We start from the raw sequence: 16,654 nt of genomic DNA on the forward strand, positions 1-16,654 counted from the left end.
GGGGCGCTTCACCTGGGCCACCGAGTGCGCGGACGTGGCCTCGGACCCGCAGCAGGTCGTCTTCAAGGTGGAAGACCTGCCCGCTTCGGGCCAAGTGCTCATCGACCAGCGGCCGTGGCGCATCACGGTGGTGGGCCCGCCGCCGACCAACCTGCGCGCCGTGGCCAGCGGGGCGCAGGCCGTGCTCACCTGGGACCGGTACCAGTGCCAGAACGCGACGCGCCTGCTCGTCTTCCGCAAGGAAAACCGCGCCACGTGGAGCCCGGGCGCCTGCGAGACGGGCATCCCGGCCGGCGCGGGCTACCAGCAGATCGGGGAGGTGGCGGCCAACCTGCAGACCTTCACCGACACGAACGGCGGGCGCGGGCTGGAGCGGGGCAAGACCTACTGCTACCGCCTCTACGCCGAGTTCCCGCGGCCCGCCGGCGGGGCCAGCATCGCCTCGCAGGAGGCCTGCCTGGACATGCAGGGCCGCGCCACGCTGCTCACCCACGTGACGGTGGACCGCACCGACGCGGCCACCGGCCAGCTCACCGTGCGCTGGACCGCCCCGGCCCCGGCCGCCGCTTTCCCCGCCCCGCGCGGCTACCGCCTCTACCGCGCCGAGGTGCCAAACCCGACCGCCGCCCAATTTACCTTGGTGCGCACGGCCACCAGCCTGAGCGACACGGTGCACGTGGACACCAACCTGAACACGCGCGACAAAACCTACACCTACCGCGTGGACTTTTTCCGCGGCACGCCCGAGGTGCTGGAGCAAACCGCCCCGGCCAGCTCCGTGCGCCTCAACGCCGTGGCCAACCCCGGCGTAGCGCCCACCATCAGCGTGACGTGGAAATACAACGTGCCCTGGAACAACAGCGGCAACGTCACGCGCGTGTACCGCAAGAACCCGAACAGCACCACCTTCACGCTCATCAGCAGCACGGCCGCCGGCAACCGCACCGAGGGCTCGTACCTCGACAACGACCCGGTCCTGCGCCTGAACCAGACCTACTGCTACTACGTGGAAACCGTGGGCAACTACGATTCGCCGCGCCAGCCGCAGAACCTCGTCAACCGCAGCCAGGAGCTGTGCGTGCTGCTGGCGCCGCGGCCCTGCCGCCCGGTGCTCACCCTGGAAGGGCCCGACTGCGACCGGCTGGCCGAGCTGGCCCGGCAGTTTCCCTCGCCCCTACCCCGCCCGCTCACCTTCACCAATAACCTGAGCTGGACGCTGAGCAACCAGCCCGCCGGCTGCTCGCCCGACATCGTGGAGTACCGCGTGCTCTACAGCCCGGTGTGCGACAGCACGGCTTTCCGGGAAATCGGCCGCGTACCCGGCTCCGCCACCACGACCACGTTTACCTACGCCCACACCAACCTGACCTCGGCTGCCGGCTGCTACCGCATCCTGGCCGTTGACGGGCAGGGCACCACGGCCAGCAGCAACATCGTGACCAGCGACAACTGCCGCATCTTCGTGCTGCCCAACATCTTCTCACCCAACAACGACCAGCAGAACGACACCTTCCGCCCCATCTTCGCCAGCCCGGTAACCCAGGCCAAGGTGAAAATCTTTAACCGCTGGGGGGCCAAGGTGTACGAAGGCACCGCCAGCCCGGACCTGCAGCTGTGGGACGGCGGCGGCACCAGCAGCCCGGACAACGGCGGCCGCGACGCCGGCGCCAAGGCCACCGCCGGCACCTACTACTACCTCGTGGAAGTGGAATTTGCCGATCAGGCCCGCACCCGCCAGACTTTTAAAGGGTGGGTAGAAGTCATTGGGCGCTAACCGTTACCTATTCCCCACAAAAAAGCCCGGTCGCTATTTGCGACCGGGCTTTTTTGTGGGGAATAGGTAAGGTTGCAGGAGCTGCTGCAGTTTGCCGGCCCCGGCTTGGTTGGGGCCACGCGAACCAGTAACGCCGCCTCAGAGCAGCAGCACGTCGATGCGGTGGGCGTGCACCATGTTGTATTTCGGCGACCAGGCGAAGACGGTGAAAAAGCCGTCCTGCGAGGCCACTAAGGCTAGCGCCTCGCGCTGGTCGTGCACGAACTGGGCGGCGGCCAGGTGGCGCGTGCCGCCGTTCTGGGCCGGGTGCAAGCGGCGGGCCGTGCTGCCTACTACCGGCTCGGTTATCATCATTTCCTCCACCGCGCCGCTGCCCTTGGCCCGCGCCACCTTCGCCCCAAAGGCCAGCAACTGGTAGTCCTGGGTGATGACCGTGGCCCCGTCGACGGAGGTAAAGCCACCCACGATGCCGATGGCGCGCCGCAGGTCGCGGGGCCAGTCGGGGTCGTCGTGGCGCTGAGCCAGCACGTGGGCAATGCCCTCGTAGGCGGGCGTGACGGGGTACGACATAGGCTGCACGATGGACGCCTGCCACTGCCCGGCGGCCTCGGGCACCACCAGCACCAGCCCGCCGCGGCCGTGGGCGCGCATGGTGGCGGCCAGCTCCACCAGCACCTCGTCGGCCTCGTGGCCGGGCAGGCCGCTGCCGGGCAAAAAGCGGCGCAGCGCCTGGCAATCGGCCACGCCGTGGTTGTCGGCATCGACGACCTGCAGCTGGTCGCCGCGCAGAATGGCCACGTTCACAAACTTGCCGAAGCCGTCGACGCGCGGGTGCTTCACCACCAGCAGGCCCGGCTCGATGACTTCGAGCACGAAGCACAGCGGGGGCAGCTCGGTGACGGTGCCCCACACGTGCAGCCCCTCGGCATCGTACCACACGCCCAGGTGAATACCGGGCTGCTCCACGGCCGGGGCCAGCTTGATGAGGCTTTGCGGGGTGAGGCGCTTGCGCTGCCCAAACACCAGCGGCTGCGAGGCCTGCTCGGGCGGCAGCAGGGCGAGGGTGATTTTGGGCGGGTGCCCCTCCTCCCGCCGCAGACTGGCCCAAAACGTCACGTCGATGACGGCTTCGATAACGGCGGCTTCGGGCGGCGCGGCCAGCAAGGCCCGTTGCGCGGCCGTAGCCAGCAGGCGGTGGTCGGCGAAGTGCCGCTCGATGGTGGGCGCCGCCATGCGGGCGGCCAGGTAGGTCGGTTCGGAGAGCATGGCGGGGACGGGGGCGACTTGGAGCACGGGCGCAACCTACGACGAGCAGGCGAAATAGTGACGGGTGGGCTGCCACATCAACCGCCGGTGGCTCCGACTGTTTGCTTCGCGGCCGGGCGGGGCCGCCCTTGTTGGCCGGGCGGGGCCGGCGGCCCGCTTCCGTCGACGAAACCGGCGGCCCAACTAGCCCGCGGCGCGCTTACCCGGGCCCCAGCGTGAGGGTAAACACCGAGCCCACGCCTGGCGTGGAGCGCAGCTGAATACCGCCTTTGTGCAGCAGCATGATTTGCTTGCAGAGGCTCAATCCGATGCCGCTGCCGTTTTTCTTGGTGGTGAAAAAGGGCACGAATACTTGCTCCTGCGTCTCTTCGTCCATGCCGGCGCCGTTGTCGGCCACGCTGAGCACGGCCCGGCCGGCGTCGGCGGCCGTAGCGGTGAGCGTGATGCGCGGCGCGGGCCGGCCGGCCAGCGCATCCACCGCGTTGAGGACCAAGTTGATGAGCACTTGCTCGAGCAAGACGCGGTCGGCCTGCAAGCGCAGCTGCGGGTCGGGCAGCACGAGGTCCAGGGCAATGCCGCGCTCCTGCAGCTTGGGTAGCAGCAAGTGGTGCACGGTTTCCAGCAGCTCGTAGGCGGGCAGCGGCTGGCGGTTGGGCGCGCTGATTTTGCTCAGGCTGCGGTAGGTAGTCGAAAACTGCAGCAACCCGTCGCTGCGGCGCTTGATGGTTTCGATGCCCAGCTCCAGGTCCTCGCGCAGCTCTGGGTCGGCGGGGTCGGCGGTGCGCAGGCGCTGCTGCAGGGTTTCGGCCAGGGAAGCAATGGGCGCCACCGAATTCATGATTTCGTGCGTCAATACCCGCAGCAGCTTCTGCCAGGCGTCGGCCTCGGTTTCGTCGAGGGTGTCGCCCACGCTGTGCAGCGCCACCAGTTTGTACTGCCGGCCCTCGGCCTGAAACACGCTGGCGGCCAGCAGCAGGCGCAAGGTGCCGCTGCCCACCGTCACGGCGGCGACCTGCGGCGGGCCGGGGCGCAGCGCGGCCAGCTGGGCGGCCAGGGCAGGGTAGCGCCGGGCCAAGCCGCTGAGGTTCTTCAGGTGGGGCAGGCGCAGCATGTCTTTCAGGGCGTCGTTGAGCCACCACACCGCGCCCGTAGCCGGCTCGAAGGACACAATGCCGGTCTGGATCAGCTCCAAGATGCTCTGCAGGTGCTGGTACTGCGTTTCCTTTTCCCGGCTGATGCTGCGAAACGCCGCGTTGATTTCCTGAAAGCTCTGGTGCAACAGCTGCTGCTCGGGCCGGCCGCTGCGCCGCCCGTACTGCCGCGAAAAGTCGCGGTAGCGCACGGCTTCGGTAAAGTCTTGCAGCTCGCGGTGCACGGCGGCGTGGCCGCGGTATAAGTCGAGGACGGCCCCGAGCGCGGGCAGCAGGGCCAGCAGCGCCCAGGGGCCGCGCCCCTGCAGCTGCAGCCAGGCCGCCGCGCCCAGCGACGCGGCCAGCAGCAGCACGGTGGCGGCCAGGCGCAGGCGGTAGCTAGAGCGCATGCTTGTTGAGGCGGCGGTAGAGGGCCGTGCGCGTCAGGCCCAGCTCTTGGGCCGCCCGGGTGATGTTGCCGCCGTGCTTTTCGATGACGCGCAAAATGGCGTTGCGCTCCACGGCGCTGAGGGTGAGGTTGTCCGGCGTTTCCACTCCGGCTGACGCAGCCGGCTCCAGCTGCGAAAAGTGCAGGTCCTCGGCCTGCAGCTCGGGCGCATCGGCCATGATGACGGCCCGCTCGATGGTGTATTGCAGCTCGCGCACGTTGCCGGGCCAGGCGTACTGCTCCAGCTTGCGCAGGGCCGCCGGGCTCAGGCTGGGCGCGGGCCGGTGGTACTTGGCCGCGTACTGCCCCGCGAAGTGCCGGGCCAGCACGGCAATGTCGGCGGGGCGGCTGCGCAGCGGCGGCACCAGCAGCTCCACGGTGTTGATGCGGTAGAGCAAATCCTTGCGAAAGCGCCGCTCGTCGGCCAGCTCGCTCAGCGGCACGTTGGTGGCGCAGATCAGGCGGATATCCACCGGAATGGGCTGATTCGAGCCCAGGCGCGTGACCTGCCGGTTTTGCAGGGCGGTAAGCAGCTTGGCCTGCTGGGCCAGGCCCAGGTTGCCGATTTCGTCGAGAAACAAGGTCCCGCCGTGGGCGGCTTCGAAGCGGCCGGCCCGGTCTTCGCGGGCGTCGGTGAAGGCGCCCTTCTTGTGGCCAAACAGCTCCGACTCAAACAACGAAGGCGTCAGCGCGCCGGCGTCGACTTTCACGAAGGGCCCGGCGGCGCGGCGCGAGGCGCGGTGCACAGCCTGGGCCACCAAATCCTTGCCGGTGCCGTTTTCGCCGAGGATCAGCACGTTGGCGTCGGTCGGGGCCACCTTTTCGAGGGTGCGTAATATCTGCTGCATGGCCGCCGACGAGCCCAGCAGATCGGGGTCGGCTGGAGCCCGGCCCGCTGTGGCCGCTGCCGGGGCACCGGCGGGGCGCAGCGCCTCGGTGAGCGTGTCGAGCAGCTTGTCGTTGTGCCAGGGCTTCACCACGAAGTCGGCGGCGCCTTCCTTGAGGGCGCGCACGGCCAGTTCGATGTCGGCGTAGGCGGTAATCATAATGACGGCCGCCGCCGGGCGCAGCTCCTTGATGCGCTTGAGCCAGAAAAACCCCTCGTTGCCGGTGTTGACGGCGCTGTGGTAGTTCATGTCGAGCAGAATCACGTCGAACGAGCGGGCGGTCAGCAGGCTGGGCAGGGCTTCGGGGCGGCGCTCCACCGTCACCTCGCGCACCTGCGTCTTGAGCAGCAGGCGCACCGCCGTCAGGATGTCGGGGTCGTCATCGAGGACTAAGACGGAAGCGGCGCGCAGGTTCATAGCGGAGGTAGTGAGAGCGGGGGCGGCGGCAGGCAGGACGTCGGGCACATCCGCGTCGACTACGCCTCTCGTGGAGTAGCGCCCAACGCGAGACGGCAGCGGCCTGTGCGGCAATCAATGGACAGGTTTCGACCTGATAACCAGGCTGCGGCCGCTGACAAGGTCTATCAGCGGACGCAGCCACGGCCGCCGTGCCGCCTCAAAAATTGGCCCGCCCCGACAAAGCACGCTAAATTTTCGGGGCAAAATCAAGTCCTGCCGCCGCTGCCCCCAATCCAGCCCGCTCCGGCAATAATGCCACCGGGCGGCCAACTGTATCAGTGCCGCACACCGATTGTATCAAAACCGAACACTGTTCGGAAACGGCTATTTAGCAATACTTTGAAAACAAGCGTTTTGCATTTTCGGCACGGCTATGGCGCCACACCAGGAGAAACCGGCTGAAAATTTTTCGGCCCGACGCAAAAAAAATCTGCCGCCGTGGACCGCGCTATTACCCCCAAGAAATGGACAACCCGCAAAGTGCTGCTGACCGGCGGCCTGCCCCTGCTCGGGCTGCTGGCCGTGGGCGGCTACTACTACGGTGCCGGCCCCAGCCAGCTCAATGTGGACCCGGCGCGGGTGACAGTGAGCGAGGTGCGGCAGGGTAGCTTCCAGGAGTTTATCCCCGTCAGCGGCGTGGTCTTGCCCGAAACCACCATCTACCTCGACGCGCTGGAAGGCGGCCGGGTGGAGGAAAAATACGTGGAGGACGGTGCCCTGATGAAGAAGGGCCAGCCGGTGCTGCGCCTCTCCAACGCCGACCTGGAGCTGAGCCTGGTGAACCAGGAAACGGCCGTGCTGAATTTGTTCACCCAGATGCAGATGTCGCGCAACGCGGCCCAACAGAATACCAACGCCCGCCTCAACCAGCTGGCCGACGCCGACAACGCCTACCAAGAGGCCGAGCGGGTGTTTAAGCTGCAAAAAACCCTATACGAGCAGAAAGTCATTGCTCTGCAGGACTACAAGCAGGCCGAAAACGCCTACCACTACCAGACCCGCCGCCGCCGCCTGAGCCGCACCATGCTCCACCAGGATTCCTCAGCCACCCGCCAGGAAACCACCCAGGCCGCCCGCTCCTACGCCCGCATGCAGAACGCGTTGACGCTGATGCGCCGCAAAGTGGGCGACCTGATCGTGCGCGCCCCCATCGACGGGCAGCTGACCTCGCTCGACGCCGAAATCGGGCAAAACATCAACAAGGGCGCCCGCCTGGGCCAGCTCGACGCGGCCACCGGCCACAAGGTGCGCGCCGACATCGACGAGCACTACATCACCCGCATCTTCCCCGGGCTGCGCGGCACCTGCACCGTGAGCGGCCGCGAGTACCCGCTGCAAATTCGCAAGGTGTACACCCAGGTCGCGCAGGGCCGCTTCCAGGTCGACATGGTGTTTCCCGAAGCCGTGCCCAAGGCCATCCGCCGCGGGCAGACCTTGCAGATTCGGCTGACATTGGGCGACGAAACCCGGGCCCTGCTGCTGGCCAAGGGTGGCTTCTACCAGCAAACCGGCGGCGCCTGGGTCTACAAGCTCACCCCCGACGGCCGCCGCGCCTACCGCGCCGACGTGCGCCTGGGCCGCCAAAACCCCGACTACTACGAAGTGCTCGGCGGCCTGCAGCCCGGCGACCGGGTCATTACCTCCGGCTACGACACCTACGGCACCATGCAGGAGCTGGTGCTGGGTAAGTAGGGTCAGAACTGCCTAAACACACCTGTCATCCTGAGCAGAGCGAAGGACCTTACCACCGAAGAAAGACCGACACCAGCCTTGGCGTGAGAAGGTTCTTCGCTCTGCTCAGGATGACGGCCTTTTTTCAATCATACCCCGAAACCAAGGAGGGCGCCGAAGCGGTGCTGCCGGCAGCGACGCAGCTACGAGTTGTGGTGAATGAGTGGTTCCGGCCTTACCCGGCGGTGCTGCTTCGACGCCCTCCCTCCTTTTCTTCTCTCAACCCGCCTTTTCTCCCTATTCCGATGATCAAGATTACCAACCTGGAAAAAACCTACCGCACCGAGGACGTGGAAACCACGGTGCTGCACGAGCTGAACCTGGAGGTGCAGGAAGGCGAGTTCGTGGCCGTGATGGGCCCCTCGGGCTGCGGCAAATCGACGCTGCTCAACATCCTGGGCCTGCTCGACGACCCCGACGCGGGCTCCTTCGTCTTCGACGGCAAGGAAACCGTGGGCTACTCCGAGCGGCGCCGGGCCGAGCTGCGCAAGCACGCCATCGGCTTCGTGTTCCAGAGCTTTAACCTCATCGACGAGCTGACCGTGTACGAAAACGTGGAGCTGCCGCTGGTGTACACCGGCGTGCCCGCCGCGGAGCGCAAGCAGCGCGTGGAGGAAGTGCTTGACAAAATGCGCATCATGCACCGCCGCAACCACTACCCCCAGCAGCTTTCGGGCGGGCAGCAGCAGCGCGTGGCCGTGGCCCGGGCCGTGGTGAACCGCCCCCGCCTCATCCTGGCCGACGAACCCACCGGCAACCTCGACTCCTCCAACGGCAACGAGGTAATGGACCTGCTTTCGGAGCTGAACGAGCAGGGCACCACCATCATCATGGTCACCCACTCCGAGCACGACGCGCGCTACAGCCACCGCATCGTGCGCATGCTCGACGGGCAGACGGTGACGGAGAACATCCTGACGTAGCCTGGCTGCGCCCCGACGCCCTAAGAAGAACGTCATGTCGAGCTTGTCGAGACATCTCGCGTGCTGATGCCAGATAGTAAACTCAATAGGGGAATTACTATTCAGCGAGATGTCTCGACTGCGCTCGACATGACGGGCTGACAAACAACGTCATCTACCACGCCCTCCGCGCCCCTGCCCTTTCTGAGCTACCTGATAACAAGCTTCCCTCCTTTCTCCAACCGCCATGCTCCGTCATTACCTCACCGTCACCGTGCGGAATCTGCTTAAGCACAAGCTGATATCCGGCATCAACCTCTTCGGCCTGACCACGGGGCTGACCTGCTGCCTGCTGATTCTGGCCTACATCCTGCACGAAACCAGCTACGACCGCCGCGTGCCCGAGGCCGAGCGCATCTACCGCGTCACCCGCGACTTCTACACCCCCGACGGGGCTACCACGCTGGAGCTCAGCTCGGTGGCCCCGCCCATCGGCCCGCTGCTGCAGAGCGACTTCCCGCAGATCAAGCAGATGACGCGCCTGCTCTTCAGCGGGCCCATCGTGGTGCGGCACGGGGAGCAGATTCTGACCGAGGACAGCCTGGCCTTTGCCGAGCCGAGCTTCCTGCCCATGTTCGGTATTCGCATGCTGAGCGGCGACGCCCGCACGGCCCTGCAGGAGCCGCGGGCCGTGCTGCTGGAGCAGCGCACAGCCCGCAAGTACTTCGGCAACGACAACCCCGTCAACCAGGAGCTAAAAATCGACGCGGGCATCCTTTGCAAGGTGGTGGGCGTGTACCAGGGCCTGCCCGAAAATGCCCACCTGCACCCGGCCGTACTCGTCTCCTTCAGCACCCTGAACGACTCGACCATCTACGGGGAGCGAAACCTGCGCACCAGCTGGAGCAACAACGCCTTCCGCACCTACATCCAGCTGCCGGCCGGCTACGACCCGGCCCAGCTGGAAGCCCAGTTTCCGGCTTTTCTCGACCGGCACAAGCCCCAGGGCAAGCGGGCCACTTCCTACGAGCGGCCCTCCAAAACCACTAGCCTGGCCCTGCAGCGCCTCACCGACATTCACCTGCACTCCAACCGCGCCGACGAAATCGAGGCCAACGGCGACATCAACCGCGTCTACATCTTCGGCATCATTGCCCTGTTTGTGCTGCTGATTGCCTGCATCAACTACATGAACCTGAGTACCGCCCGGGCCGCGCTGCGCGCCAAGGAAGTGGGCGTGCGCAAGGTGGTGGGCGCCCAGCGCTCCGAAATCATCCTGCAATTTCTGGGCGAGTCGGTGCTGATTACGGCTGTGGCCACGGTGCTGGCGGTAGGCTGCACGGTGCTGGCCCTGCCCTGGCTGAGCCGGCTCGCGGGCACGGCCTTGCCCTCGCAGCTGCTGTGGCAGCCGCCGGTGCTGCTGGCTTTGCTGGTGCTGCCGCTGGTGGTGGGCGTGGTGTCGGGGCTGTACCCGGCCCTGTTCATGTCCTCATTCCAGCCCCAGCAGATCTTGAAGGGCTTCCTCAAGGTCAGCGGCGGGCTGGCCTTCCGGCGGGTGCTGGTGGTGGTGCAGTTCGTGGTGTCCATCGGGCTGCTGGTGAGCACCGCCGTGGTGGCCCTGCAGCTGCGCTACCTGCAGCAGGCCCCGCTGGGCTATGAGCGGGAGCAGATTGTCACGCTGGCCTACCCGCCGAGCCTGACCCCGCAGTACGAAGCCTTCCGCCACGCCCTGCAGCAGCAAGCCGGCGTGCAGGCGCTGGGACGGTCCTCGCGCATCCCGACGGGCCGCCTTCTCGACGCCAGCGACGCCGCGGCGGCCGTGGGCGACTCGCTGCGGCCCACCTCGGCCGACGTGAAGTACCTCAGCATCGACGAGTATTTCCTGCCAACCTACGGCATCCGGCTGGCCGCCGGGCGCAACTTCGACCCTAAAGCCTTTCCCACCGATACCATGGGCTTTATCCTGAATGCCACCGCCGTGCGCACGATCGGGTGGAAGTCGCCGGCCGAGGCCGTGGGCCAGGAGTTTCGCTACGGCGGGGTGCGGGGCCGGGTGCTGGGCGTGACGAACGATTACCACTTCGAGTCCTTGCACCAACCCATCGTGCCCATGGTGATGTTTTTGAGCACGGTTACCTCGCGGGCCTCCTACAACGATTTGTCGGTGAAGCTGGCGGGGGCCGACGTGCCGACCGCGCTGCAGCACCTGGAGCGCACCTGGAAGCAGTTTCTACCCGACCAGCCCTTCACCTACACTTTCCTCGACGAGAGCTACGCCAAGCTCTACCAGGCCGAGCAGCGCCAGACCTTGCTGTTCAGCATCTTCGCCGGCATTGCCATTCTCATTGCCTGCCTGGGCTTGTTCGGGCTGTCGTCCTTCGCCATCACCCAGCGCGTGAAGGAAATTGGCATCCGCAAGGTGCTCGGGGCCAGCACCTCCACCATCGTCATGCTGCTCTCCAGCGACTTTATGAAACTCGTGCTGGTAGCGGCGCTGCTGGCTTTCCCGCTGGCCTGGTACGCCATGCACCGTTGGCTGCAGGACTTCGCCTACCGCATCGATATGCCCTGGTGGGTGTTCCCGCTGGCGGGTCTGGCCGCCGCCGGCGTGGCCCTGGCCACCATCGTGTCGCAAACGGTAAGCGTGGCCCGCGCCAACCCGGTGAAGAGCCTGCGCACGGAGTAAGCCGGGGCACGGCGGCTTGTGGAGTATTTTTCGTTTTTGACGAATACACCACAATTCCACGCCTCATGTTGTGGTGTATCCTTTTGTGTTCGACAAATACACCACAGCGCTTTAGCTTATCCATCAACGGCGCGGCCATCAACGCTATGACACGTTGATGGCCGCGCTTCTTTGTTCGACCGGCGTACGTTGGCTCCCGGCCAGAACAGGTTGAGGCGTACGAGCCAGGCACTTGGCTATGTCGTCCTACGGTTTGCCTAGCGGATGCCGGACGCCGTTCTTCTTCCTGCCGGCTTTTACTTCAGCATCTCGTGCAGCACCGTCTGCATAGAAAACACGCGGTTGCCGGCTTCCTGAATGACCAGGGAATTGGGCGAGTCGAGCACCGCGTCGCCCACTTCCACGTTGCGGCGCACCGGCAGGCAGTGGATGAACTTGCCGTTGTTGGTCAGGGCCATGTGGCGCGCGTCCACCATCCAACTCGGGTCCTGGGTTAGCACCTTGCCGTAGTCCTGGTAGCTGCTCCAGTTTTTGGCGTACACGTAGTCGGCGCCTTCCAGGGCTTTAGCCTGGTCGTACTCGATGCGGGCGCCCTTGGTGAACTGCGGGGCTAGCTCGTAGCCCTCGGGGTGGGTAATGACGAAGTCCACCCAGTCGACCTCGGAGAACCAGTCGGCGAAGGAGTTGGGCACGCACTGGGGCAGGGCGCGCACGTGCGGGGCCCAGGTCAAGACCACTTTCACGCGCTCGGTCTGCTTGGTTTCGGCCACGGTGATGAGGTCGGCAAAGCTCTGCAGCGGGTGCAGCGTAGCGCTTTCCAGGCTGATGACGGGCACGGTGGCGTACTGCAGAATCTTGTTGAAGACTACCTCGTTGTAGTCCTCGTCGCGGTCCTTGAGGCCGGGGAAGGTGCGCACGCCCAGCACGTCGCAGTACTGGCTCATCACGGCAATAGCCTCCTTGATGTGCTCCTGCGTCGAGCCGTTCATCACCGCGCCGTCGGCCATTTCCAGGGTCCAGGAATCGGCGCCGGCGTTGAGCACCCAGGCTTGCGCCCCGAGGTTGTAGGCCGCCTTGATGGAGCTCAGGCGGGTGCGCAGGCTGGGGTTAAAGAAAATCAGCCCGACGGTCTTGTTCTTGCCCAGGTGCTGGTAGCCGAAGGGGTTCTGCTTAATCTCCAGCGCCTGTTGCAGCAGGGCGCGGTAGTCCGGTACGTCGGCGAACGAGGTGAATTTTTTCATGGGGTGTCTACGGGGTTTCAGGACGTCAAGCTCAATCTATGGCGACGTTGTGTGCTTCCAATTTGAGGTTAATGCCTGATTGCTTGCACTGCTGACTAAACTGAGCTAAATCATAAGGACCTAAGCCTTTACCAGTTTGCTTGTTGATAATCCAGTAGTTACGCTGCCGTTTGAAGATGTTGCGGTAGTACGGCTCGTTTCTCAACAGGCTATCGGCAACGGCAGTGCACTTAAGCATATCCGACTCCGTGTTATCAAAAGACACTCCTCGGCCACTGAGCACGTCATACAGCGGCTTAAACCGCCTAACCTCGTGCAAGTCTGCTGCTGACCAGTCTTTTTTCCAGTTAACCGAGTCGGTAAGGTATTGGTGGTATTTGTAGTAGTTGATTCCTAACTCCGTACTTACCGCTGATGTATACTCTTCGTAATCCGGCTTCTGCTCAGCAATGATGAACGTTTCATCAACGTTGAACCGTGTCACCTTGCCGTGAATAGCGGTATTGTCGAGGACGTTGCCACCGCTGATGTGATTCATATTGCCACCTTCCCCAACGTAGCTATAGCCGGATCCTAGCTCGTGGTAATCATCACTCATGTTACATGAGCTTAAACCCAGGGTGGTAAGCACGAGGCAACTAGCAAACTGTTTAACCATGATAATACAGTAGCAACCAAATCATAAACGCAAAAACGTGATGCTGAGCACGCGAGATGCTTCGACAAGCTCGGCATCACGGCTTTTTCGTGACGTTCTGTTTGTCAAGGTCTGACTTCAGGTCGGCTCCTACTGGAAAGTTGCCCGGAAACGATGGTTTCCGGGCAACTTCCACTGGAAAGGCACCCGGAAACCATGCGTTCTAACCAGCTGACACGTGCTTACAGCACCGGCTCGGTTTGCGCCTTGAACTCCTTCCAGCTCTTGATGCTCAGATCCTCCAGCTTCAGCGTGGTGAAGGCGTGGATGAAGGCTTTGGCCAGGCGGGCGTTGGTGATGAGCGGGATGTTGAAGTCGACGGCCGTGCGGCGGATTTTGTAGTCGTTGTCCAGCTCGCCCTTGGTCGTGTTCTTGGGAATGTTGATGACCAGGTCGATTTTCCGTTCGCGCAGGTAAGTCAGGGCGTTGGGCTCCTGCAGCTCGTCGGGCCAGTAAACCAGGGAGCTGGGCACGCCGTTTTCGGCGAAGAAGCTGTGCGTGCCGTGCGTGGCGTAGATGGTGTAGCCGCGCTGCACCAGCACCTGGGCCGATTCCAGCAGGGCCACTTTGGACGTGAGCGGACCGCTGGACATCAGCACCGTCTTCTCCGGAATCCGGTAGCCCACCGACAGCAGGGACTTCAGCAGCGCTTCCTCGGCCGTGTCGCCCAGGCAGCCCACTTCGCCGGTGCTGGTCATGTCCACGCGCAGCACCGGGTCGGCGCCCTGCAGGCGGGTAAAGGAGAACTGCGAAGCCTTCACGCCCACGAAGGGCAGGTCGTACACCAACTCGCTCGCGTCGCGGTCCACGTGCTGCCCGAGCAGCACTTTCGTGGCCTTCTTGATCAGGTTGTTGCCCGATACCTTGCTCACGAACGGGAAGGAGCGCGAGGCGCGCAGGTTGCACTCGATGACGCGGATTTCGCGGTTTTTCTCCAGGAACTGGATGTTGAACGGCCCGCTGATCTGGAAGCGCTTGGCAATCTTCTCGGCAATGACCTTGAGCTTGCGCACCGTGCCCACGTACACGCGCTGCGGCGGGTAGTACATGGTGGCGTCGCCGGAGTGTACGCCGGCAAACTCCACGTGCTCCGAAATGGCGTACGACACGATTTCGCCCTTGTCGGCCACCGCGTCCAGCTCGATTTCCTTGGCATCCTGGATAAACTGCGACACCACCACCGGGTACTCGGCGCTGACCTCGGCGGCCAGCTTCAGGTACTCCTCCAGCTCCCGCGGGTTCGACACCACGTTCATGGCCGCGCCCGACAGCACGTAGCTCGGCCGGATCAGGACCGGGAAGCCCACCTGCTTTACGAAGTCGTAGATGGCCTCCATGGTGGTCAGCTCGCTCCAGCGCGGTTGGGCAATGCCCAGCTCGTCCATGATGCTGCTGAACTTGTGGCGGTTTTCGGCCTCGTCGATGCGCGAAGCGGCGGTGCCCAGAATGGGCGCGCCGGCGGCTTCGAGGCGGGTGGCAATGTTGTTCGGAATCTGCCCGCCGGTGCTCAGAATCACGCCCTGCGGCGCCTCGAAGTCCAGGATGTCCATCACCCGCTCGTACGACAGTTCCTCGAAGTACAGGCGGTCCGACACGTCGTAGTCGGTGCTTACGGTTTCGGGGTTGTAGTTGATGATGATGGACTTGTAGCCCTCCTCGTTCACCGTCTGGGCCGCATTCACGCCGCACCAGTCAAACTCCACCGACGAGCCGATGCGGTACACGCCCGAGCCCAGCACCACCACCGACTTGTCGGTTTCGGGCTCCAGGTCGTTTTCGGTGCCGTGGTAGGTCAGGTAGAGGTAGTTGGTCTGGGCCGGGAATTCGGCCGCCAGCGTGTCGATTTGCTTGACCACGGGCACCACGCCCAGGGCCTTGCGGCGGGCGCGCACCAGCATTTCGTTGGCCTTCACCTCAGCCGGACCGAGCAGCTGCACGGCCAGTTGCTGGTCGGAGAAGCCCGATTTCTTGGCCTGGCGCAGCAGCTCGGTGTCGAGAGCATCGAGGCCGCCCTGCTGGCGCTTTTCGCCGAGCTGCTGGCCCAGCTGGTAGATGCCGTAGAGGCGCTGCAAAAACCACCGGTCGATGCGCGTCAGCTCGTACACGCGCTCCACGTCGTAGCCGGCCTGGAAGGCCTCGTTGATGGCGAAGATGCGCTCCTCGTTCGGCTCGCTCAGCAGCCGGTCGAGGTCCGTGAGGTCGATGGGCTCGGGCTTGTTGGCCACGAAGCCACGCCGGCCGGTATCGAGCATCCGCAGGCCCTTCTGCACGGCCTCCTCGAAGGTTTTGCCGATGGCCATAACCTCGCCCACGCTCTTCATGGCCGAGCCGATCTGGCGCTGCACGCCCGAGAACTTGCTCAAGTCCCAGCGCGGCAGCTTCACCACCAGGTAGTCCAGGGAAGGCTCGAAAAAGGCCGAGGTGGTCTGCGTCACGCTGTTTTTCAGCTCGGCCAGCGAGTAGCCCAGGCTCAGCTTGGCGGCCACGAAAGCCAGCGGGTAGCCCGTGGCCTTGGAAGCCAGGGCCGAGGAGCGCGACAGGCGGGCATTCACCTCAATCACGCGGTATTCCTCCGAGTGCGGGTCGAGGGCGTACTGAATGTTGCACTCGCCCACGATGCCCAGGTGGCGGATGGTCTTGATGCCGATGCTGCGCAGCTTGTGGTACTCGCGGTTGCTCAGCGTCTGCGACGGGGCCACCACGATGCTCTCCCCGGTGTGGATACCGATGGGGTCGAAGTTCTCCATGTTGCAGACGGTGATGCAGTTGTCGAACTGGTCGCGCACCACCTCGTACTCCACCTCTTTCCAGCCTTTCAGCGACTCTTCCACCAGAATCTGGTCGGAGGTCGAGAAGGATTTCTGGGCCAGGGTGCGCAGCTCGTCCATGTTGTTGGCGAAGCCGCTGCCCAGGCCGCCCAGCGCAAAGGCGGCACGCACGATGATGGGGAAGCCAATCCGCTCCGCCGCGGCCAAGGCGTCTTCCATCGTCGTCACGGCTTCGCTGCGGGCGGTGAGCACGCCGATCTGGTCGAGCTTTTCCTTGAAGATGTCGCGGTCCTCGGTGTCGATGATGCTCTGCACGGGCGTGCCGAGCACGCGCACGTGGTACTTCTCGAACACGCCGGCGCGGTACAGGGCCACGGCGCAGTTCAGGGCCGTCTGGCCGCCGAAGGCCACCAGGATGCCGTCGGGCTGCTCTTTCTTGATGACTTCCTCCACGAAGTAGGGCGTCACGGGCAGGAAGTACACGTCGTCGGCAATGTCGTCCGACGTCTGCACGGTGGCAATGTTGGGGTTGATGAGGATGGTGCGGATGCCTTCCTCTTTCAGCGCCTTGAGGGCCTGCGAACCGGAGTAATCGAACTCACCGGCCTCCCCGATTTTGAGGGCACCGGAACCGAGGATGAGAACTTTCTGTGGTTTTTCCATTC

The 16,654-nt window shown here is 64.5% G+C and carries 10 protein-coding genes; 4 read left to right on the forward strand and 6 right to left on the reverse strand.

Annotated elements, in window-relative coordinates:
- Positions 1 to 1,774, forward strand: a 1,774-nt coding sequence (locus tag LJ737_RS22415) for a T9SS type B sorting domain-containing protein (protein WP_227768995.1), incomplete at its 5' end; no start/stop codon positions are given.
- Between the two features lie 138 nt (positions 1,775 to 1,912).
- On the opposite strand, the gene LJ737_RS22420 is transcribed toward LJ737_RS22415, so the two are convergent.
- The 3 genes from LJ737_RS22420 to LJ737_RS22430 form a co-directional block, all read right to left on the reverse strand.
- On the reverse strand, positions 1,913 to 3,040 hold the full coding sequence (locus LJ737_RS22420; RefSeq protein WP_227768996.1) for a putative sensor domain DACNV-containing protein: 1,128 nt from the start codon (positions 3,038 to 3,040) through the stop codon (positions 1,913 to 1,915).
- 199 nt (positions 3,041 to 3,239) lie between these two features.
- Positions 3,240 to 4,580 carry a sensor histidine kinase gene (locus LJ737_RS22425; RefSeq protein WP_227768997.1) on the reverse strand — a complete coding sequence of 447 codons (1,341 nt, stop codon included), beginning with the start codon at positions 4,578 to 4,580 and terminating at the stop codon, positions 3,240 to 3,242.
- Complete coding sequence (locus LJ737_RS22430; RefSeq protein WP_227768998.1) at positions 4,570 to 5,922, reverse strand: sigma-54-dependent transcriptional regulator; 1,353 nt, start codon at positions 5,920 to 5,922, stop codon at positions 4,570 to 4,572. The genes LJ737_RS22425 and LJ737_RS22430 overlap by 11 nt, the downstream gene beginning before the upstream one ends.
- A gap of 480 nt (positions 5,923 to 6,402) precedes the next feature.
- On the opposite strand from LJ737_RS22430, the gene LJ737_RS22435 reads away from it, so the two are divergent.
- The 3 genes from LJ737_RS22435 to LJ737_RS22445 all read left to right on the forward strand — a co-directional run bounded on the left by LJ737_RS22435 (position 6,403) and on the right by LJ737_RS22445 (position 11,283).
- Positions 6,403 to 7,656, forward strand: a complete 1,254-nt coding sequence (locus LJ737_RS22435; RefSeq protein WP_227768999.1) for an efflux RND transporter periplasmic adaptor subunit — start codon at positions 6,403 to 6,405, stop codon at positions 7,654 to 7,656.
- Between the two features lie 284 nt (positions 7,657 to 7,940).
- Positions 7,941 to 8,618 carry an ABC transporter ATP-binding protein gene (locus LJ737_RS22440; protein WP_227769000.1) on the forward strand — a complete coding sequence of 226 codons (678 nt, stop codon included), beginning with the start codon at positions 7,941 to 7,943 and terminating at the stop codon, positions 8,616 to 8,618.
- 226 nt (positions 8,619 to 8,844) lie between these two features.
- Entirely contained in the window at positions 8,845 to 11,283 is a 2,439-nt protein-coding gene (locus LJ737_RS22445; RefSeq protein WP_227769001.1) for an ABC transporter permease, read from the forward strand.
- Between the two features lie 296 nt (positions 11,284 to 11,579).
- Here LJ737_RS22445 and LJ737_RS22450 read toward each other — a convergent pair whose 3' ends face one another.
- The 3 genes from LJ737_RS22450 to carB form a co-directional block, all read right to left on the reverse strand.
- On the reverse strand, positions 11,580 to 12,524 hold the full coding sequence (locus LJ737_RS22450) for an N-acetylornithine carbamoyltransferase (protein ID WP_227769002.1): 945 nt from the start codon (positions 12,522 to 12,524) through the stop codon (positions 11,580 to 11,582).
- A 31-nt stretch (positions 12,525 to 12,555) separates the two neighbouring features.
- Positions 12,556 to 13,182, reverse strand: coding sequence for a hypothetical protein (locus tag LJ737_RS22455; RefSeq protein WP_227769003.1), 627 nt, complete (start codon positions 13,180 to 13,182; stop codon positions 12,556 to 12,558).
- Positions 13,183 to 13,403: 221 nt separating this feature from the next.
- Positions 13,404 to 16,652 carry a carbamoyl-phosphate synthase (glutamine-hydrolyzing) large subunit gene (gene carB, locus LJ737_RS22460; protein ID WP_227769004.1) on the reverse strand — a complete coding sequence of 1,083 codons (3,249 nt, stop codon included), beginning with the start codon at positions 16,650 to 16,652 and terminating at the stop codon, positions 13,404 to 13,406.
- Positions 16,653 to 16,654: the final 2 nt, after the last annotated feature.

This window comes from Hymenobacter sp. 15J16-1T3B (genome assembly GCF_020711235.1).
In the GTDB taxonomy this organism is placed as follows: domain Bacteria; phylum Bacteroidota; class Bacteroidia; order Cytophagales; family Hymenobacteraceae; genus Solirubrum.